The sequence below is a fragment of the Lacibacterium aquatile genome, assembly GCF_042683105.1.
In the GTDB taxonomy this organism is placed as follows: domain Bacteria; phylum Pseudomonadota; class Alphaproteobacteria; order Elsterales; family Elsteraceae; genus Lacibacterium; species Lacibacterium aquatile.
This window is the reverse complement of the sequence record NZ_JBHUIP010000001.1, coordinates 284,179-302,148: the sequence shown is the minus strand read 5'-3', so window position 1 is coordinate 302,148 and position 17,970 is coordinate 284,179. Positions and strand designations below refer to the sequence as shown.

Annotated in this window: 20 protein-coding genes and 1 riboswitch; of the genes, 8 read left to right on the top strand and 12 right to left on the bottom strand. The window is 61.0% G+C overall.

Annotated features, from left to right (window positions below):
* Positions 1-63 precede the first annotated feature (63 nt).
* A complete protein-coding gene (locus ACFSM5_RS01490) occupies positions 64-666 on the bottom strand; it encodes a superoxide dismutase (RefSeq protein WP_379874449.1) in 603 nt (200 codons plus the stop codon).
* 168 nt (positions 667-834) lie between these two features.
* Positions 835-1,728, bottom strand: a complete 894-nt coding sequence (locus ACFSM5_RS01485; RefSeq protein ID WP_379874448.1) for a LysR family transcriptional regulator — start codon at positions 1,726-1,728, stop codon at positions 835-837.
* A gap of 101 nt (positions 1,729-1,829) precedes the next feature.
* Between ACFSM5_RS01485 and ACFSM5_RS01480 the strand changes: the two genes are divergently transcribed.
* The 4 genes from ACFSM5_RS01480 to ACFSM5_RS01465 all read left to right on the top strand — a co-directional run bounded on the left by ACFSM5_RS01480 (position 1,830) and on the right by ACFSM5_RS01465 (position 4,139).
* Positions 1,830-2,570 carry an SDR family oxidoreductase gene (locus ACFSM5_RS01480; protein WP_379874447.1) on the top strand — a complete coding sequence of 247 codons (741 nt, stop codon included), beginning with the start codon at positions 1,830-1,832 and terminating at the stop codon, positions 2,568-2,570.
* 19 nt (positions 2,571-2,589) lie between these two features.
* Positions 2,590-2,805, top strand: coding sequence for a tautomerase family protein (locus ACFSM5_RS01475; protein ID WP_379874446.1), 216 nt, complete (start codon positions 2,590-2,592; stop codon positions 2,803-2,805).
* Between the two features lie 41 nt (positions 2,806-2,846).
* Positions 2,847-2,960, top strand: a riboswitch (yybP-ykoY riboswitch).
* Positions 2,961-3,041: 81 nt separating this feature from the next.
* Entirely contained in the window at positions 3,042-3,608 is a 567-nt protein-coding gene (locus tag ACFSM5_RS01470) for a manganese efflux pump MntP (protein WP_379874445.1), read from the top strand.
* A gap of 39 nt (positions 3,609-3,647) precedes the next feature.
* Complete coding sequence (locus ACFSM5_RS01465) at positions 3,648-4,139, top strand: GAF domain-containing protein (RefSeq protein ID WP_379874444.1); 492 nt, start codon at positions 3,648-3,650, stop codon at positions 4,137-4,139.
* 36 nt (positions 4,140-4,175) lie between these two features.
* Here ACFSM5_RS01465 and ACFSM5_RS01460 read toward each other — a convergent pair whose 3' ends face one another.
* Positions 4,176-5,606, bottom strand: coding sequence for an aldehyde dehydrogenase family protein (locus ACFSM5_RS01460; protein WP_379874443.1), 1,431 nt, complete (start codon positions 5,604-5,606; stop codon positions 4,176-4,178).
* 231 nt (positions 5,607-5,837) lie between these two features.
* Here ACFSM5_RS01460 and yghX point away from each other — a divergent pair, with 231 nt between their 5' ends.
* From yghX to ACFSM5_RS01440, 4 genes are all read left to right on the top strand, one after another.
* Positions 5,838-6,725 carry a YghX family hydrolase gene (yghX, locus tag ACFSM5_RS01455; protein ID WP_379874442.1) on the top strand — a complete coding sequence of 296 codons (888 nt, stop codon included), beginning with the start codon at positions 5,838-5,840 and terminating at the stop codon, positions 6,723-6,725.
* Positions 6,726-6,961: 236 nt separating this feature from the next.
* The gene (locus tag ACFSM5_RS01450; protein ID WP_379874441.1) at positions 6,962-8,341 is read left to right on the top strand and encodes a tetratricopeptide repeat protein; all 1,380 of its coding nucleotides are present in this window, start codon (positions 6,962-6,964) and stop codon (positions 8,339-8,341) included.
* A gap of 89 nt (positions 8,342-8,430) precedes the next feature.
* A complete protein-coding gene (locus tag ACFSM5_RS01445; RefSeq protein WP_379874440.1) occupies positions 8,431-9,237 on the top strand; it encodes a FecR family protein in 807 nt (268 codons plus the stop codon).
* A 3-nt stretch (positions 9,238-9,240) separates the two neighbouring features.
* On the top strand, positions 9,241-10,260 hold the full coding sequence (locus ACFSM5_RS01440) for a glycosyltransferase (protein ID WP_379874439.1): 1,020 nt from the start codon (positions 9,241-9,243) through the stop codon (positions 10,258-10,260).
* Between the two features lie 9 nt (positions 10,261-10,269).
* On the opposite strand, the gene ACFSM5_RS01435 is transcribed toward ACFSM5_RS01440, so the two are convergent.
* The 9 genes from ACFSM5_RS01435 to ACFSM5_RS01395 all read right to left on the bottom strand — a co-directional run bounded on the left by ACFSM5_RS01435 (position 10,270) and on the right by ACFSM5_RS01395 (position 17,788).
* Positions 10,270-11,406, bottom strand: coding sequence for a 5-methyltetrahydropteroyltriglutamate--homocysteine S-methyltransferase (locus tag ACFSM5_RS01435; RefSeq protein ID WP_379874438.1), 1,137 nt, complete (start codon positions 11,404-11,406; stop codon positions 10,270-10,272).
* 128 nt (positions 11,407-11,534) lie between these two features.
* Positions 11,535-12,236, bottom strand: a complete 702-nt coding sequence (gene msrA, locus ACFSM5_RS01430) for a peptide-methionine (S)-S-oxide reductase MsrA (RefSeq protein WP_379874437.1) — start codon at positions 12,234-12,236, stop codon at positions 11,535-11,537.
* Between the two features lie 15 nt (positions 12,237-12,251).
* Positions 12,252-12,749, bottom strand: a complete 498-nt coding sequence (msrB, locus tag ACFSM5_RS01425) for a peptide-methionine (R)-S-oxide reductase MsrB (protein WP_379874436.1) — start codon at positions 12,747-12,749, stop codon at positions 12,252-12,254.
* Between the two features lie 131 nt (positions 12,750-12,880).
* Positions 12,881-13,387: a Csu type fimbrial protein gene (locus tag ACFSM5_RS01420; protein WP_379874435.1), complete on the bottom strand. Its 507-nt coding sequence runs from the start codon at positions 13,385-13,387 to the stop codon at positions 12,881-12,883.
* A gap of 205 nt (positions 13,388-13,592) precedes the next feature.
* On the bottom strand, positions 13,593-14,252 hold the full coding sequence (locus tag ACFSM5_RS01415; protein ID WP_379874434.1) for a glutathione S-transferase family protein: 660 nt from the start codon (positions 14,250-14,252) through the stop codon (positions 13,593-13,595).
* A 32-nt stretch (positions 14,253-14,284) separates the two neighbouring features.
* A complete protein-coding gene (locus ACFSM5_RS01410) occupies positions 14,285-14,995 on the bottom strand; it encodes a DUF599 domain-containing protein (protein ID WP_379874433.1) in 711 nt (236 codons plus the stop codon).
* Positions 14,992-15,351 carry a response regulator gene (locus ACFSM5_RS01405; protein ID WP_379874432.1) on the bottom strand — a complete coding sequence of 120 codons (360 nt, stop codon included), beginning with the start codon at positions 15,349-15,351 and terminating at the stop codon, positions 14,992-14,994. The genes ACFSM5_RS01410 and ACFSM5_RS01405 overlap by 4 nt, the downstream gene beginning before the upstream one ends.
* Before the next feature lie 32 nt (positions 15,352-15,383).
* Positions 15,384-16,901 carry an HWE histidine kinase domain-containing protein gene (locus ACFSM5_RS01400; protein WP_379874431.1) on the bottom strand — a complete coding sequence of 506 codons (1,518 nt, stop codon included), beginning with the start codon at positions 16,899-16,901 and terminating at the stop codon, positions 15,384-15,386.
* Positions 16,898-17,788 carry an alpha/beta fold hydrolase gene (locus ACFSM5_RS01395; protein WP_379874430.1) on the bottom strand — a complete coding sequence of 297 codons (891 nt, stop codon included), beginning with the start codon at positions 17,786-17,788 and terminating at the stop codon, positions 16,898-16,900. The genes ACFSM5_RS01400 and ACFSM5_RS01395 overlap by 4 nt, the downstream gene beginning before the upstream one ends.
* Positions 17,789-17,970: the final 182 nt, after the last annotated feature.

The window sequence follows — 17,970 nt, the reverse complement described above, 5'->3', positions numbered from 1 at the left end:
TCAAAATGACATGGGGAGCCAGGTGCCATGCGGCCGCTGGCTCCCCATCATCATCTATCGCGATTAGCCGAGGTTGGCTTCGGCGAACTCGTAGTTGGCGAGCTTGTCGAGGAAGTTGCTCACATAGTCCGGGCGACGGTTGCGGAAATCCAGATAGTAGCTGTGTTCCCAGACATCGAGGCCGAGGATCGGCTTGCCGTCATCTGACGCAAGCGGGTTCGAGCCGTTGGGCGACTTCACGGCCTTCAGCTTGCCGTCCTTACCCAGCACCAGCCACGCCCAACCCGAGCCAAACTGGCTGATGGCGGCCTGGGTGAAGGCTTCCTTGAACTTCTCGATCGATCCGAAATCCTCGATCAGCTTGGCTTCCAGACGGCCGGGGATCTTACCGCCGCTGGCCGACAGGGCCTTCCAGAAGTGGATGTGGTTCCAATGCTGCCCGGCATTGTTGAAAACCGGCGCCAGATCGGCCTTGCCATGGGAGAAGGCGATGATCTCCTCAAGGGACTTGCCCTGGAGGTCGGCGTTCTTGTCCACGAAATTATTCAGGGCCGTCACGTAAGCCTGATGATGCTTGCCGTGATGAAGCTCCAGCGTCTCCTGACCCATACCGCGTTCTGCAAGGGCATTATAGGAATAGGGCAGGGTGGGCAGTTCGAAAGCCATGATGTACTCCTCGCCTGAATTGGCGTCTGCATCAGTGATAAGTCGCGAAATACCTTCCGAATCCGTACGCTTGAATAGCGTCTTCAATATGTCGAAACATGGCGCGAATGAGAGGCATCTACAATCTTCCCAATCATGGGAAGCTGAAAAAAAAAATATCTGCTGCGTCTAAAGGTCCGCGTCCCGAAAGATCCCGCCGACCCATTCCAGAAAGACCCGCAGCCGAGGGGCCGTATGGCGGTTCTGGGGATAAAGCGCGTTGAGCGGGGTCGGCGGCGGCAGATAGTCGGGCAGGACTTCGACCAGCGTCCCGTCCAAGAGGTCCTGCTGCAACCGATATCGCGGGGCCTGAAACAGCCCGAAGCCCAGGCGCGCCAGTTCGGCCATGGTGTCGGAGTTATTGACGGTGACGCGGCTCTGCAGCTGGAAAAGCTGCAGCTTTCCGTCGACCATGAGATCCAGCGGCATGACCTGCCCGGTGCGCGACGACAGGAACCCGACCGACCGATGCTGCGCCAGATCCTCCGGTCTTTCCGGAGTGCCGTAATCCGCCAGATAACGCGGACTGGCGCAGGTGATCTCGGTGATCGCGCCAAGCTTGCGCACGATGAGCCCGCTATCCTCGGCCTCGCCTGACCGGATGACGCAGTCCACGCCCTCGCGCACCAGATCCACCAGCCGGTCGCCCTGACCGATCTGGAGATCGATCAGCGGGTGGCGGTCAAGAAACTCCCTCAGTCTTGGCAGCAGGAAACGTTGGGTCAGCAGGGGATGGGCATCGATACGCAGCAGGCCCCGCGGTTGCGCGTCGCGGAAGGCGTTCTCTGCCTCTTCAACCTCCGACAGGATCGACAGGCATTTCTGATAGAAGGCTTGCCCGTCCAGCGTGGGCGTCACATGGCGGGTGGTTCTGTCCAGCAGCCGGACGCCCAGATCGCCCTCAAGCTGCTTGATGGCTTCGGTGGCGGTGGAGCGGGCGAGCTTCAGGTCCGACGCGGCAGCGGAAAAGCTGCGCCTTTCGACAACACGGACAAACAGGTTCAGGCGATCCAGACGATCCATTCTTATTGTTCATCATAGGCGAACTTAGTTGTCAAATATGGATGGATTGTTCGATTTGTGATGCGTCCCTAACTTCCTCTTATCCAAGAGGGAGCAAACTCATGACCACTCAAACGAACCGTGTCGCGATCATCACCGGATCTTCCAGAGGGATCGGTACTGCAATTGCCCGGCGCCTGTCCAAGGATGGCATTGCCGTCGTCATCAACTATGCGGGCGGTAAGCAGGCGGCAGAGGATCTTGCCGGTGACATCGCCTCTGACGGTGGCCGCGCTATCGCTGTGCAGGCGGACATCACCGATCCTGCGGCGCTTCCCAATCTGTTCGATGCTGCCGCAGCCGCCTTCGGGGGTGTTGATATCCTGGTCAATAATGCCGGGATCATGGCGCTGGCTCCCATCGCGCAGAGCGACGATGCGCTCTATCAGCGGCAGGTTGACATCAACCTGGGCGGCGTTTTCCGGGGGATGCGCGAGGCGGGCAGGCGGCTGCGCGATGGCGGCCGGATCATCAATTTCTCCTCCAGCGTGGTTGGACTCTATCAACCGACCTACGGGGTCTATGCCGCGACCAAGGCGGCAGTGGAGGCCCTTACTCACATTGCCGCCAAGGAACTTGGCCCACGGGGAATCACCGTGAATGCCATCGCGCCGGGGCCAGTCGAAACCGATCTGTTCCTGACCGGCAAAACCGATGCCCAGGTGGAGGCGATCACCAAACTCAATCCGCAGGGGCGCCTGGGGCAGCCCGAGGATATCGCCGGGCTCGCAGCCTTCCTCGCCAGTCCCGATAGCGGATGGGTCAGCGGCCAGACGATCCGCGCCAATGGCGGCGCTGTCTAAACGATAAAAAGGAAATCCCATGCCCTTCATCAATATCAAAACGCCCGAAGCCGCCCTCACCATGGCGCAGAAGGCCGAGATCACTCACCGCATGACCGATTTGCTGGTGGAGTATTTTTCCGAAGCCGCCAGACCGCACACGATGGTCCTGATCGAGGAGGTCAAGGACGGCGGGTACGGGCGCGCGGACGAGGTTTTCATCCTGCCGGATGCCTATCGCGCCAAAGAACTTTAGGGCAATGACAGGTTGACGGCAGCGCTCCCGGTCCTTAGGGTCAGGACGTCTTTGGGGAGTAGCCTTCTTCCTTTTTCAAGGAGGGGCCTGCGTCAACACACTCGGTAGACCTTCGGGTTTCCGTGGCGCAGGCGGCACCGGTTCACCGGGTGCTTGGCGAGACCAACGGCGGAAGTTCGGGCATAAGGCCACCGAACCGTCCGCCGTCGGTCCTTGGCCTCGGAGCTTTTTTCAAGATGAATGTCGCCACGCTGACCGTCCTCGGTCTCAGCCTGTCCGTCGATGCTTTCGCCGCTGCTGTCGGCAAGGGCGCCGCCGCCGATAAGCCGCGTTTCAAGGATGCCCTGCGGGTTGGCCTCTATTTCGGTTTCTTTGAAGCGATTACCCCGGCGTTCGGCTGGGCGATGGGGCTGGCGGTATCCAGCTGGTTCGCCTTTGTCGACCATTGGATCGCCTTTACGCTGCTGGCGCTCGTCGGCGGCAACATGATCCGTCAGGGCTTTTCGACGGTCGAGGCGGAAGAGGCCCCTAAGAAGGGGCAGCTTGGCCCCATGCAACTGATCCTGACGGCGCTGGCGACCAGCATCGATGCGACGGCGGTCGGTGTGGGCCTTGCGGTCGTCGATGTGAATATCGTGCTGGCCTGCGTCATCATCGGCGTCGTCACGACCGCTGTCGCTTTCAGTGGGGTTTTGATCGGCAAGAAGGCGGGGCCTCTGCTGGGCCGCCGGGCGGAAATCCTGGGCGGTATTGCCCTGATCGCCATCGGCATCAAGATCGTTATCGAACATACGTCGGCCTAGTGCTATCAGCCTTCAGTCGACCGCACGAGGAAACCGCCGATGTTTGAAGCCGCCACCCTGTCCCACGACAATAAGCCCGAGACCTACCGCGAGCTTGGGCAGATGCTGGAAGCCCTGTTGCAGGGCGAAAGCGACGCCATCGCCAATGCGGCAAACATGTCCGCGCTGATCTTCACCAGTCTGCCGGATCTGAACTGGGCGGGCTTTTATTTCTTGAAATCGCCGGACGAGCTGGTGCTGGGCCCGTTCCAGGGCAAGCCTGCCTGTGTGCGTATTCAAGTGGGGCGCGGGGTCTGTGGAACCTCGGTTGCCAAACGTTCGACGATGCTGGTCGAAGATGTGCATGCCTTCCCCGGTCATATCGCCTGCGACGCCGCTTCGCGCTCCGAACTGGTGGTCCCGCTGATCAAGGGGGGCAAGGTGTTGGGGGTGCTCGATCTCGATGCCCCCATCCCGGCGCGTTTCGATGCCGACGATCAGGCCGGGATGGAACGGCTGGTGGAGATCTTCCTGGCAGCCAGCGAGATCTGAAAAAAGGGGCAGCCGATTGGCTGCCCCTTTTCCTTATCAGGCGGCGTCGTAACCGGCGATGCCCTTGATCTCCAGGAAGTCCTCCAGGCCATATTCGGCATATTCGCGGCCGTTGCCCGACTGCTTATAGCCACCGAACGGCAGCCCCGCATCCCAGGCGGGATCGTTGAGATAGACATTGCCGCTGCGCATCTTGCGGGCGACGGCCCGCACAGCGTCCATATCCTTGCCCTGGACGTAGGAGGCGAGGCCATAGGGCGTATCGTTGCCGATTGCCACCGCCTCATCGACGCTGTCGTAATTCAGGATCGACAGAACCGGGCCGAAGATCTCCTCCCGCGCGATCCGCATCTCTGGTGTCACATCGGCAAAGACGGTCGGCCGGATGAAATAGCCGTGATTGAGGCCCGCCGGACGGCCAGGACCGCCTGCGACGAGTGTTGCGCCTTCTTTGATGCCGCTTTCGATCAGATCCTGGATCTTGTCGAACTGCACCTGGCTCACGACTGGGCCCAGCATCGTGCCGTCTGCATCTGCCGGGCCGACCACGAAGCGTTCAGCCGCTGCCTTGGCATGCTGCACGACCTCATCGCGGCGGGCACGGGGGACGAGCATACGGGTGGGAGCGTTGCAGGACTGGCCGCTATTGCCAAAGCAATTCTCGACGCCTTCTGCGACAGCCTTGGCGAAATCGACATCGGGCAGCAGGATATTCGCCGACTTGCCACCCAGCTCCTGCGCCACGCGCTTGACCGTTTCGGCGGCTGAGCGGGCGACCTGGATGCCGGCGCGGGTCGATCCGGTGAAGGACACCATATCGATATCGGGGTGGGTGGAAAGCGCCTGGCCGACCGTCGGACCGTCGCCATTGACGAGATTGAAGACGCCCTTCGGCACGCCTGCCTCATGCAGGATCTCAGCAAAGATTATAGCATCGAGCGGGGCGATCTCGCTGGGCTTCAGCACCATGGTGCAGCCAGCGGCAAGCGCGGGGCCGACCTTGCAGGTGATCTGGTTCAGCGGCCAGTTCCAGGGAGTGATCAGGCCGACCACCCCGATGGGCTCCTTGACGATCAAAGAGGAGCCGCGCTTTTCCTCGAACTTATAGCTGCTCAGCACCTCGGCGATCTTGGAGAGGTGGGCAAGGCCGATACCGACCTGGGAGCGTAGGGCGAAGGGGCGGGGTGCGCCCATCTCGCGCGATACCGCATCGGCCAGATCGGCGCTGCGCTTCTTATAGACGGCGATGATCTGCTGCAAAAGGTCCAGGCGTTCCTTGACGCTGGAAAAGCCATAGGTCTGAAAGGCGCGTTTGGCGGCGGCAACGGCTTTAGCCACATCGGTCTGGCTGCCAAGGGAGATCTGCGCGAAAGCATCTTCGGTCGACGGATCGATCACATCGAGAGGGTTGGGGACGGCCGGATCTACCCAGGCACCGTCGATATAGAACTGCAAGGCGTGTGTCATCAGTCTCTCCTATAGGCGCAATCGCTCGATCCTATCGAAAACGGCATCCGTGACGAAATTGCGATGGGTAGGCGGAAATCAGGCTTTGCCGCATCTGAATACCGCCAAAGGTGATGCCGGCCCAAAAAAGCAGGAAACTTCAGCGTTTCTGCCCTTCTTCCTGCGGGCGGACAGCCCTTTTCTGGTGTAGCATGCGCGCCGCAGACTCAACTGTATGGAAGGCATGTGATTATGGGCCGTCTCACAGCGAAAGATTTTCCTCAGGAACTGCTCGAACTCTACGACTATTACGCGCACGGCAAGATCACCAAGCGCCAGTTCCTTGACCGGGCGGCGAAATATGCCGTTGCAGGCATCACGGCGCCCGCGATCCTGGCCTCCTTGAAGCCGAACTACGCGCTGGCCGAACAGATCAAGTTCACCGACCCCGATATCGTCGCCGACTACATCACCTATCCCTCGCCTCAAGGGCATGGCAGCGTACGCGGCTATCTGGTGCGTCCGGCCAAGGCCAGCGGCAAGGTCCCGGCGGTGGTTGTCGTGCACGAGAATCGCGGTCTCAATCCCTATATCGAGGATGTTGCCCGCCGCGTCGCCAAGGCTGGCTTCGTGGCATTGGCGCCCGATGGGCTCAGCTCCGTCGGCGGCTATCCCGGCAATGACGATAAGGGCCGCGAGCTGCAGTCCAAGGTCGATCCGACCAAGCTGATGAACGACTTCTTCGCCGCCATCGAGTTTATGATGAAACATGAGCTCTCGACCGGCAAAGTCGGCATCACCGGTTTCTGCTATGGCGGCGGCGTCTCGAACGCTGCGGCTGTTGCCTATCCCGAGCTGGCTGCCGCCGTTCCTTTCTATGGTCGTCAGCCCAAGGCCGAGGATGTGGCCCGGATCAAGGCCCCGCTGCTGATCCATTATGGCGAGCTGGACAAGGGCATCAACGACGGCTGGCCCGCCTATGAAGCCGCCCTCAAGGCTGCGGGCAAGACCTACGAGGCCTATATCTATCCGGGCGTGAATCATGGTTTCCACAATGATTCGACCCCGCGCTATGACGAGCCGGCGGCGAATCTGGCGTGGGATCGCACGATCGCCTGGTTCAAGAAATATCTGGCGTAACGCACTACGGGCTGCGGGGATGTCCCCGCAGCCCGTAATTATTTGTGCGCCTGTATCGAGCGAAGCGTTTTTACATCTTCCGTTTTAGTACATTGCAAGATGAGTGGTGTGCTCGTCGCGCTACATATTTCTTAAGAAAAAGCTTAAGAGGTCAGATTGTTGTGGCCCTTCAAAGGGCTGCGGTTTAGTTTGTGGCAATAAAGAGATATGTCCCTCGAATTTCCATGGGTCTGCTGATGTCGTCTAAGGTTGTCGGTGTTGCGCTCAGTGCAGTGATCGCATCAGGCGTTTTGTTGGGAAGCCAGCCGGCTCTTGCTGCTGATCCAGTCGCCAACGATCCTCGTCAGCAGGTCGATCAGGCCTTCAAGGCCTTGCTCGCGGCGCCGGGAAATCTCGATGTCGGCTATTCCTATGCCAGGGCGCTGATCAACGCCGGTAATTACGAAGGTGGCATCTCGGCGCTTGAGCGCATGCTGATGAACCCGAATGCAGCGCCGTCGATCCGTCTCGAGCTGGCTGTGCTTTATTATCGCCTCGGCTCCTACGAGATGGCAGCAACTTACGCGAAGGCAGCATCGGAAGACCCTGCCCTTGATCCTGGATTGCGCGCGACGGCCGCAAATCTGTACGAACAGGCGACCAATCGCACCAAGACTCACCAGTTCACGATGAATCTGACGTTTGGTCTGCGGGCGCAGTCGAACCCGACGGCGGCTTCCTCCTCCTCGGACCTGATGGCTGGCGGTGCTATCGTGCAGCGCCCGGCGGGTGCGGGGTCCGAGACCGAAGCCGACATGCTGGTCATGGGCAACCTGGAGCATGTGTGGGATTTCGGCGCGCAGAATAACACCGCGCTGGTCACCCAGGCCCGTGGTTACGGCAGCCGCTTTTTCGATGGCGCCAAATACAACACGCGTGCTGGCAAGACAGATCCGCAGGATCTGTTCTTCGGCGAAGTTACCTCGGGTATCCGCTTCTCGCCCTCGGCTGCCTCACCGGCTTTCACCTTGAAGCCCTATGTGCTGTTGGGCGATGCGCTGCTGAGCGGCCATCAGTATTTCCTGAATTACGGCGGCGGTCTCGAAGGCGCCTTCCGGAACGAGAATGGCGATTGGGCTTTCACCGGCGGGTATGAGCTGCGTGGCTCCAGCTACGCGAAGCGTAACGACGTCAGCGAGGCCAAGAAGCAGGGCGGTTTCGACCATATCCTGTCCGCAGGCGTCAGCCATGAATTCCTGCCCGCCCAGATCCTGGCGCTTAACGCCGGTCTGCGTGATCGCAACACCGACCGCGATTATTTCGACTTCACCAGCGGTGATCTGCGTCTGACCTATATTGCCGGTTACACCAACCCCTTTGGTTGGGATCAGCAGCTGTGGTCCAGCAGCTTCTATGTCGGTGGTACCTATCGCAAGTATGATGGCGCTGATGCTGCTGTCGATCCCGATGTTACCCGGAAGGATGCCGAGTGGCGTATCGGTGTAAATTCGACTATTCCTTTCTCTGACAACTGGTCCATCCTGTTGCAGGCGGAATATTCGCAGAATGACTCGAATATCCGGAACTATGACTATAATAATGCGCTGGGTCTCGTCGGCGTGATGTGGCGCTACTAAGATTGCAGCTTCGCTGAAAGGCGGGGTTTTGGAGGACTGAGAATATGGTTCCTGCTGATTTCAAGGATTGGTGGCTCGCGGCCGCAACCTTGTCCACGTCGCTCACCAGCGGTGCGGTTTCCGCCCAGCAGCCGGCCGAACCGGCAGGTGTGATCTCTGCATCGCAAGGCGCGACGCGCAGCCTCAGCGCACCGGGCCGTGCGGGTGAGAAGATCCTCTATCTGGGTGATCAGACCTACCGGAACGAAACCCTGCGGAACGAGACCAGCGGTCCGACCCACATCATGTTCCTCGACCAGTCGTCGCTCACCATCGGGCCGGGCGCCGAATTGACCATTGACGAGTTCGTCTATGATCCGGGCACCCGCCAGGGCAAGATCAGCCTCAACCTGGTAAAGGGTCTGGTGCGTGTCGTCGGCGGCGATATCAGCAAGACCAACGAAACCACCATCAAGACGCCGGTCGGCACTATCGGTATCCGTGGGGGTATCACGGTTATCGATTCGCAAATCTCTACAACTAGGGCGGAATACCTCTTCGGTCAGTCGATGCGGACGACTGACCAGAACGGCAACACCCAAACCGTCACGCGTGCCGGATTTGGCGTAGACCTGAATTCCAGTGGCGATCAGTCGCCGCCACGCCGCACGACGGCGAGCGATCTGAGCTCGCTGCTGAACCGGCTTGAAACTCAGCCTACCCAGCAGCCCAACCGGGCCCAGTCGCCGGCACCTCCCGGCCAGCTCATCAGCACGGGCAATAGAGGCGTCTCGCCAAATAATACGATCGCGCCAGACCGCTTGAAGAGTGTGACCGACACGAATTCGGGTGTTAATCCGCAGCTGACGCTGAAGGATATTCTGGGGAACGGTACGACGCCTATACCCGCCTCCTAGTGGATGCGTCTGCTTTTCTGTTCGAACTACCCCCATCTGCCTGATGTCATCGGTGGCCTGCAAACGGCCACCGATGAGCTTTGTGCAGCCCTGCTGGATCGCGGGGTTGAACCCTTGGTGCTCTGCGGACGATACGAGGGTAGCGGTACAGGGCCGCGGCATTTCGACTATAAAGTCGTGCGTGCGGAGAACCCTGAAGCGACACTCCCCCTGATCGCTGCGACTTTCGAGCCGACGGCAATCATCGTGCAGAACGGCTTCAGCTTGTTTCCGATGGTGAAGGCAGCTCTCGCGACGGGACGGCCGACCGCTATCTATATGCATAATCTCGAGGTCAGCCGGTTGGGGGGCAATCTTGTTGCCCATCCCGACCTGCTTTATATCGCCAACTCGCCCTATACCGCTGCGCGTCTGGAGGCCTTGGCCGATATTCAGGCGCTGGTGGTGCCGCCCGCTATTCAACCGCAGCGCTATATCGTCGAAGCGACCGGGGACCGGGTCCTGTTCGTCAATCCGACCCTGGTCAAAGGGTTTGAGATTGTTTTCAAGCTGGCCCGCCGCCACCCGGAGATCCCCTTCACCATCGTTGAAAGCTGGTCGTTGGATCCGGCGTGGCGCAGCTATCAGAAAAGCCGCTGCGCCGATCTGCCCAATATCGAATGGCTGGATCCGGTGGAGGATATGCGCGGGCTTTTCGCGAAGGCCCGCCTGCTGCTGATGCCCAGCCTGTGGGAAGAAGCTTACGGCCGCACTGTGATCGAAGCGCAGCTCAACGGCCTGCCGGTGATCGCCAGCAATCGCGGCGCACTCCCCGACACGGTGGGCGAGGGCGGTATGATCGTCGATGCCCATGCGCCGCTGGACGATTGGTCCCACGCGTTGGGTCTTCTCTATCATGATCCGATGGCATGGCAGATGCTGTCCGCCCAGGCGCGGGACAATGCCCGTCTTGCCGTGATGGCGGGGCATCTGGCGATTGACAGGATGCTGACGCGGCTGGCCTCGCGCCAGCCGCCCAGCTGACGTGTAAGGCTAGGCCGTTCCCCAGATCGCTTCCGCGGTCTTCACCACCAGCTCCAGTTTCCGTTTCTGCTCATCCTCGGTGATCATGTTGCCTTCCTCGGTGGAGGCAAAGCCGCATTGCGGGGCGATCCCCAACTGATCGACCGCAACATAGGCCGAGGCCTCGTCGAACTTATATTTCAGGTCGTCGATGGACTCGAGCGCCGGGGTCTTGGTGGTGATGAAGCCCGGATAGATGCGCTGGGTGCCTTTCTGCAGATACTTCAGCGGCTCCAGCCCGCCCGCGCGCTCGGTGTCATATTCCATGAAGAAGATATCGACGCCCGTGCGGTTGAAGACGGCGTCGGCCACCAGGTCATAGGCCCCCTCGGCGGCCCAGGTGGAGCGGAAGTTGCCCCGGCACATATGCATGCCGATCACCATATCGGCGGGGCGATCCTTGATCGCGTCATGCATCATCTGGGCGTATTGCCCGATCAGCCAGTCTGGATCGATGCCCTCGGCCTGTTTCTGGGCGCGCTGCTTAGGATCGCAGAGATAGGCGAAGAAGATGTCGTCCATCTGCAGATAGCGGCAGCCCGCCTCGTAGAATTTCGCCACCGCCTTGGCATAGGTCTTGGACAGATCGGCGAACAGAACGTCGAGATCCTTATATTCCGCCGGATGGATATCGGCCTTGGCCGTGCGGAAATGGCAGCAGCTGGGGCCGGGGATCGAGATCTTCGGCGTAACCTTGGTGTTGGCGGCCAGGAACCGGAAATGATCCAGCATCGGGTGATCATCGGGGAAGTCGAGCTTGCCCTTGATGGTCGGGAAGATGGGGCGCAGGTTGACGCCGTGGAACTTGACGCCCTGGGCCGGGTCGCGCTCTTCCAGCGCAAAGCCGGTCAGGGCGCCCATGAAATCGTAATGCCAGAAGGAGCGCCGGGTTTCGCCGTCCGTGACAACCTTCAGGCCGACAGCCTCCTGCATCCTGATCACATCGATGATGGCCGCATCCTCTGTCGCTTTTAGTTCGGCGGCGGAGATCGATTTCTCATCGTAGAACTTATGGCGCGCCTGCTTGACGGGGGCCGGGCGCAACAGCGATCCGACGTGATCGGCGCGATGGGGGCTGGTGATCAGCGGGCTGGCTTTGGGCGACACGTTTCCACCTGTTCATGGTCGTTGAAGCTAAGAAGGCGGACGTCGTTGCGTCCGCCTTCTTAGCTAGCCATGGGTGGGGAGCGCCCGCCAAGGTGAACTTGGGAGTGCCGCGATTTGTTCGCAGAGCGCTACCGGACTGCCCCGACCAGCACCGGCTCGTCGCGGTATTCCTTGGGGAAAATCGCCTTCAGCGCCGCGATCTTCGGCAGATCGTTGAAGACGATATAGGGATAGCTGGGATTGAGCGTCAGGAAATCCTGATGATAATCCTCCGCCGCATAGAAGGGCTTGTCGCCTTCAAGGCGGGTCGCGATGGCTTTGGGAAAAACCTTGGCCTGATCGAGCTGGGCGATATAAGCGGCGGCAATACGCTCCTGCTCGGGCGAGGTCGGGAAGATGGCGGAGCGATATTGCGGCCCCACGTCCGGTCCCTGGCGATCCTTCTGGGTCGGGTCATGGGCGACGGAGAAATAGATCTGCAGCAGGGCGCCATAGCTGATCTGGCGGGGATCATAGGTGATCTTCACGGCTTCGGCATGGCCGGTCCAGCCGCGTCCGACCTTCTCGTAAACCGCTGTCTCTGCCTCACCGCCAACGTAACCTGACACGGCGTTCGTGACGCCGGTCACATGTTGAAAGACGCCCTGGACACCCCAGAAGCATCCCCCGGCAAAAACAGCGGTGGCGGAGGTGGCGGTATTGGCCTCATCCGTTACGGGGGCCGGAATGAGATAGGCTTCCTCGGCCGAGGAGGTGCCGCGCAGACCCACGAAGGTCAGGCAGGTTATCGCGGCGATCAGCAGAACGGGACGGAGGGTTGGCATCTTCATTAAAATCTCCTGATATCAGCCGACGGCGGCCTTGAAGGTCAGCGCGACGCCATTGATGCAATAGCGCAGGCCGGTCGGCGCCGGACCATCGTCAAAGACATGGCCCTGGTGCCCACCGCAGCGGCTGCAGAAAACCGAGGTGCGCGTCATACCCCAGGAGCGGTCTTCCTCTGATCCCAAGGCGGGTTCCAGGGCTGCCCAGAAGCTTGGCCAGCCGGTGCCGCTGTCATATTTGGTGGCGGAGGAGAAAAGATCGAGCTCGCAGGCGGCGCAGGCATAATTGCCCCGGCGCTTCTCGGACAGCAGCGGACTGGTGAAGGGCCGCTCCGTCCCTTCGTTGCGCAGCACGTCATATTGTTCGGGCGACAGCAGCGCCTGCCATTCGGCATTGCTGCGCATCAGTGGGAATTGTTTGGCGGGTGCTGCTTCGAGCGGGCTTGCGACCCAGCGCTCGGTCGCCAGGGCCAGGATGCTGGCAGCTCCGCCGAGCAGCAGGAAACGACGCGTGATCATGGGCTGGAAAGCCTCCCCCTCCGAACGTGACCATCTGTCATGTCATACGAGGTCGGTGGGATTATGGATGCCCTCAAACGCAAAAAGGGCGCGTCGAGCGCGCCCTTGAGCGGTTGGTCGGTGCGACCAGCTTAGTAGGTGACGGTGACTGCGACGGTGTCAGCGTAGGCGCCCATCGGGACGGTCTGACCGGCCGTGATGCGGCCGTAGACGGTGTGGTTTATCAGTAGGCCGGTTGCGGTCCCGGCGACCGTGTCGGTGCCGACGGCATTGCCCCAGTTCGTGGTGCGGCCGGCGTTCTGATAAAGAGCGTAGTTCAGCGTGTTGGCGCCGAAGGTCATCTTGCGGACCGTGGTAGTGGCGCCAGTGCCGCCGCCAGCCGACAGGCCGACCGTATAGGCGGTGCCGGTGGTGCAGGTCACGGCGACCGTCGCGGTGCCATCGGTCGGCGAAGCGGAGGTCGGGTCGTAGACACCGAAGGCCAGCGGAGTGGCGACGACGATGCAGGCCTGGGCGACGGCAGCGGTCACAAGGATCGAGGTGCTTGCAGTCGCAGCCTGAGCGCCGGTCGCGGGAAGCAGGGACACCATGGCGGCAGCGGCGACGGTGAGGGCGAGAATGTTAAGCTGCTTGGTCATCTGTGCCTCCATTTTGCATCTTGGTGAGTGCGTTTCGATGGCCAGACTTTTAACGATTTGGAGGGGCCTCTCAATTCGGCGCGACGCTTACGCTATCGCGATGAAGCGCGGTAATCCAAGGGATTAAAGGTGTTGATAGTCCGGACTAAACCGGAGGCCTAACCCGGACGACTCATGAGTCAGATCGATCGATCAGTTTAATAGATCAGTCGCGGTCCGGTGCGCCCAACGGGAAATAGGCGCGATAGGGGCGGCCGCCATCCACGGCGCGGGCAAAAGAGGGGCGGGCGAGCAGCCGCGCGCGATAGGCGTGCAGGTTCTTGTGCTGTGCCGGAATGGGATGGGTCCAGTCGGCATAGAACAGCGCCGGGGCCGCCGAACAATCGGCCATGCTGAAACTCTTGCCCGCCACCCAGGTGCGTCCCTCAAGATGGCTATCCAGCCAGGCATAGATCGTTTCCAGCGACGCCCGCGCGTCAGCGACACCATAAGGATCGCGCTTGTCGTCCGAAGGGCGGATGGCGTCGAAGACGATCTTCTGCTGCGGGGTCTGGACATAATTGTCGAAAACCCTATCCAGCGTGCGGACTTCCAGGGCCTCGGCCGGATCATCGGGCAGCAGGCGGACCGGGCCGGGGTGGAAGACATGCAGATGCTCGATGATGATGCTGGCTTCGATGATCGTCTGGCTGCCGTCGACCAGCACGGGGAAGCGCTTCATGGGCCAGAGCGCTGCGAGCTCGTCGCCCGCTCCATCCTCCAACCCCAATATCTTGAAGGTAAAGGGAGTGTCGTTTTCGTAGAAGGCGATCAAAGCCTTCTGGCAATAGGAGGAAAACGGATGGGCATAGAGCGTCAGCGACATGATGGCCCCTCAATACCGATTGTTATTTGCAATCAGTTTTGAGCTTCCAGTCGATCCTTTGCAAGCAGTTTGCACACGCCATATAGCCCGTTGGCGGCGCCCGAGCGCGTCTGGCGCCAGTAAAGGAAGGCGATGGAGCCGACGGCGCCGATGATCAGCGGCACCGGCCCAAACAGCCAGAGGGCGGCGGCGATGGAGAAGTGATAGGAGCGCACGCCGACGCTGAAGGTCCGCAGGGCGGGGTTGAGCACGGCCATCAAAGCGTCGGCCCAGGCGTCGATATCCTCCTTGCTTTTGGGCGAGGGGTTCGAAGCGATGGCGGCAAGACAATAATTGAGCTGTCGCACGGCCCAGATGAAATCCAGCAGGCCACGCATAAGCGGTGCGAGGATCAGCATGATCTTGGCGCCGAACAGCCAGAAGGGCGCATCGGCGGGCAGGGGCAGGACCGAGGCGATCTCGGGATGCAGCCCACGCGCCCCGAACAGGGTGCCGCCGACACCGACGATCACCAGCAGATTGGCCGACCCGAAGAAGGAAGCGGAATTGATGGTATGGCCGATGATCTGAGCATCGACGAGGAAACTGTCGCGCTGAAGCAGCTGGCGCATCCAGGCGCCACGGATCTGCTCCATATGGGCCATGATGCCATTGCCGCCGAAGAGTTTCCGCGCCATGGCAGGTTCCAGCCCCAGCCAACACAGAAGGAAGACCGCCAGGGCGACGTAATCGAGAAGCATCATTTGGAGAGGGCGCCTGCGAGTATTTCGATGAGCCGTAGCGGCAGCACGGGTTTGGAGAGGACCGGAATGGCGGGTTCCCGGCTCTTCAGTCCATCAGGCAGACCGACGCCTGTCTGTACCACCATGGGAATGCTGCTCGCGAGCAGACGTTCGGCAATCGGGGTAATATCGCCGTCGATCAGATGCACATCGAGAATGGCACCGACAACTTCAGTGCTGTCGAGCAGGGAGAAGGCTTCGGCGATGCTGGCGGCGGGACCGATGACCTTGCCCCCCGCATCCTCGACCGATGTGGCCAGATGCAGGGCGATGAAGGGCTCATCTTCACAGATCAGGATCTGGGCGCCATTCAGCACAGAATACACTCCAAACGGGAACTGGTATCAGCCTACCTTAGCCGCTCAAGCGGGACCGCTACCGTAACCATTAGTCCATCCGGCTTCCAATCATATCCGATGGAACCCCGCAATTGTCCCGAGATACTCTGTTTCGATAGCAGGCTTCCAAAGCCCTGAGTCGCGGGAGAGGATTCGATTTTGGGGCCGCCGATCTCCTGCCAGCGCAGGTTGAGTTTTTCATCGGCGAGATCCCAACTGATGCGGATCTGCCCATGCTCGGTGGAAAGGGCGCCATATTTCGCGGCGTTGGTTGCAAGTTCGTGCAGTGCCAGCGACAGGCTGGTTACGGCACCGGCTCCGATGCCGACGGCGGGTCCGTCAAAAACAACCCGGTCCGGCCGCGCGTTGAGATAGGGGCGCAGGACCGCTTCGAGCAGCAGGTCGAGGCTGCTGGCCTCCGCCGTTTCCTCGCCGTCGAGCAGCGGGCGGATGAGGTTATTTGCCCGCGCCAGGGCGTCGAGGCGCTCCAGCAGGGTCTGTGCCATCTCCTGTGGCGAGGCGGCGGAACGGGCTGTCAGGGCGACGATGCCGCTGGTGATGGCGAAGAGGTTCTTGACCCGGTGGTTGAGCTCGCGGATCAGTAGCTTCTGGCGCTCCTCGCCCTCGACGCGGGTGGTGACATCGTAGCCTTCGGCGAAGATCCCCGAGATCTGCCCGGTTTCATCATAGGTCGGCTGATAGACCACATCGATGAAACGCCGCTCCGCCGGGGCATCGGGGGTGCGTTGCAGAAGGATCGGCATGCTGCGTCCCACATAGGGGATGCCGCTTTCGTACACCTTGTCCATCAGCTTGAAAAAGCCCTGGCCGTTCAACTCGGGCATGCTCTCACGTGCCGGTCTGCCGATGATATCGTGGCGGTGTCCGATCAGTTGCTGGTGGGAATCATTGACGATCTCCAACACGTGATCGGGGCCGCGCAGGACCGCGATGAAACCCGGCGCCTGCTTGAACATGGCGCGCAGGCGCTCTCCTTCGTCGGCAATCCGGCGTTCGGCCTGGATGCGTTCGGTCGTCTCGACAACGATGGCCAGCACACCGCCGGGCTTGCCGCTTTCATCCAGCACCGGGCTGTAGTCCAGATTCATGAAAACCGGCTCAGGCTTGCCGTTGCGATGAAGCGTCAGTTCCTGATCCTGATAGGAAAGGGTGCCGCCCGCCATGCCGACCCGCATGACATTGGCATTGAAGTCGGCCACCTCCGGCCAACCTTCGAGGACTTTGGATCCCAGCAGATGGGGGTGGCGCCCGGCGGCGAAGATCGAATAGGCGTCATTGTAGAGCATGATGCCGTCCGGCCCCCATAGCAGCACGATGGCGACGGGCGTGCGCAGCATGATGCTGACGGTTGTCTTCAGGCTCTGGGGCCAGAGCCAGGCGGGCCCGAGGGGTGAATTACTCCAGTCATAGGCCCGCATGCGTGCGCCCATCTCGCCGCCTTCTAGCAGGAAGTCGATCGGCGCACCCGAATGATGGGGCAGGGAAGAATTCGCGACGGCATCCCTCATTCCCGGTTTCCCGCCACCGTCTGGGCCTCATTCTTGGCCAGGAACGCAAGCAGAGCGGCGGCCAGTTCCTCCGGCGCTTCCTCGGCCATATGGTGGCCGCTGGCGATACCATGCCCCTCCAGACGCGTCGTCCAAGGTCGCCAGACCGACAGGACATCGCCATAGAGTTTCTGCAGGTCATCGCGCAAGGACCAGAGGACCATGGTCGGGCATTGCACCCGGCGCCCGGCCTTGCGGTCCGCGGCATCATGGTCGCGGTCGATGCCCAGGCCCGCGCGATAATCCTCGATCATGCCGTGGATCGTTTCAGGATCCTGGATCGCGGCGTGGAAGTCGGCAAAAGCCTCGGCCCCCATTGATTCCGGCGTGCCGCGATACCAGGCGAGCGGATCGGCGGCGATGGCGCGTTCCGGCTTGTCTGCTTGCGCAAAGAAGAACCAATGCCACCACGCAGTCGCGAACCGATCATTACAGCGCTCCAGCGCCTCAATGATCGGCACGCCGTCGAGGATGGTGAGGCTGGTGATGGCATAGGGATGATCCATCGCCAGGCGGAACGCGGTGTAGCTGCCCCGGTCATGCCCGGCCACGGCAAACCGGCGAAACCCCAGGTGCTCCATCAGATGCATGCAGTCCCGTGCCTTGGCTCGCTTCGACGATCCGCGATGATCGATGGTGTCCGCAGGCTTGGAGGACTGGCCAAAGCCGCGCAGATCGGGGCAGATCACGGTGTGGGTGCGTGCCAGGATCGGCGCCACACGATGCCAGGTGGCATGGGTTCTGGGGTGACCGTGCAGCAGCAGGAGCGGCGGACCAGATCCGCCTTGTCGCACCCGCAGACGCGCCTCGGGCAGGTCGATCATCTCGAGTTTGAAACCTGAAAACATGCCTGCGCCCCGCCGGTTGACCCGAAAGCTCAACTCGCGAAGTCACTGGAAGTTCGACGCCACCGACGATTTTAGAAGAAATATCCAAGCCGGAACTTCGGTATTTGCGCGAAGTTGCTGGAGTGGGCTTGATTTTTAGCGTCAAATCCGCTTGTTAAGGACGGCCAGTTCGTATTGCAATT

What these genes read in the sequence shown, in the direction of transcription:
- ACFSM5_RS01440 (WP_379874439.1), top strand. Translation starts at nt 9,241, where the DNA reads ATGCGTCTGCTTTTCTGTTCGAACTACCCCCATCTGCCTGATGTCATC.
- msrA (WP_379874437.1), bottom strand. Translation starts at nt 12,236, where the DNA reads ATGAAGATGCCAACCCTCCGTCCCGTTCTGCTGATCGCCGCGATAACC.
- ACFSM5_RS01485 (WP_379874448.1), bottom strand. Translation starts at nt 1,728, where the DNA reads ATGGATCGTCTGGATCGCCTGAACCTGTTTGTCCGTGTTGTCGAAAGG.
- yghX (WP_379874442.1), top strand. Translation starts at nt 5,838, where the DNA reads ATGGGCCGTCTCACAGCGAAAGATTTTCCTCAGGAACTGCTCGAACTC.
- ACFSM5_RS01420 (WP_379874435.1), bottom strand. Translation starts at nt 13,387, where the DNA reads ATGACCAAGCAGCTTAACATTCTCGCCCTCACCGTCGCCGCTGCCGCC.
- ACFSM5_RS01475 (WP_379874446.1), top strand. Translation starts at nt 2,590, where the DNA reads ATGCCCTTCATCAATATCAAAACGCCCGAAGCCGCCCTCACCATGGCG.
- ACFSM5_RS01460 (WP_379874443.1), bottom strand. Translation starts at nt 5,606, where the DNA reads ATGACACACGCCTTGCAGTTCTATATCGACGGTGCCTGGGTAGATCCG.
- ACFSM5_RS01470 (WP_379874445.1), top strand. Translation starts at nt 3,042, where the DNA reads ATGAATGTCGCCACGCTGACCGTCCTCGGTCTCAGCCTGTCCGTCGAT.
- ACFSM5_RS01450 (WP_379874441.1), top strand. Translation starts at nt 6,962, where the DNA reads ATGTCGTCTAAGGTTGTCGGTGTTGCGCTCAGTGCAGTGATCGCATCA.
- ACFSM5_RS01395 (WP_379874430.1), bottom strand. Translation starts at nt 17,788, where the DNA reads ATGTTTTCAGGTTTCAAACTCGAGATGATCGACCTGCCCGAGGCGCGT.
- ACFSM5_RS01480 (WP_379874447.1), top strand. Translation starts at nt 1,830, where the DNA reads ATGACCACTCAAACGAACCGTGTCGCGATCATCACCGGATCTTCCAGA.
- ACFSM5_RS01490 (WP_379874449.1), bottom strand. Translation starts at nt 666, where the DNA reads ATGGCTTTCGAACTGCCCACCCTGCCCTATTCCTATAATGCCCTTGCA.
- ACFSM5_RS01400 (WP_379874431.1), bottom strand. Translation starts at nt 16,901, where the DNA reads ATGAGGGATGCCGTCGCGAATTCTTCCCTGCCCCATCATTCGGGTGCG.
- msrB (WP_379874436.1), bottom strand. Translation starts at nt 12,749, where the DNA reads ATGATCACGCGTCGTTTCCTGCTGCTCGGCGGAGCTGCCAGCATCCTG.
- ACFSM5_RS01465 (WP_379874444.1), top strand. Translation starts at nt 3,648, where the DNA reads ATGTTTGAAGCCGCCACCCTGTCCCACGACAATAAGCCCGAGACCTAC.
- ACFSM5_RS01415 (WP_379874434.1), bottom strand. Translation starts at nt 14,252, where the DNA reads ATGTCGCTGACGCTCTATGCCCATCCGTTTTCCTCCTATTGCCAGAAG.
- ACFSM5_RS01410 (WP_379874433.1), bottom strand. Translation starts at nt 14,995, where the DNA reads ATGATGCTTCTCGATTACGTCGCCCTGGCGGTCTTCCTTCTGTGTTGG.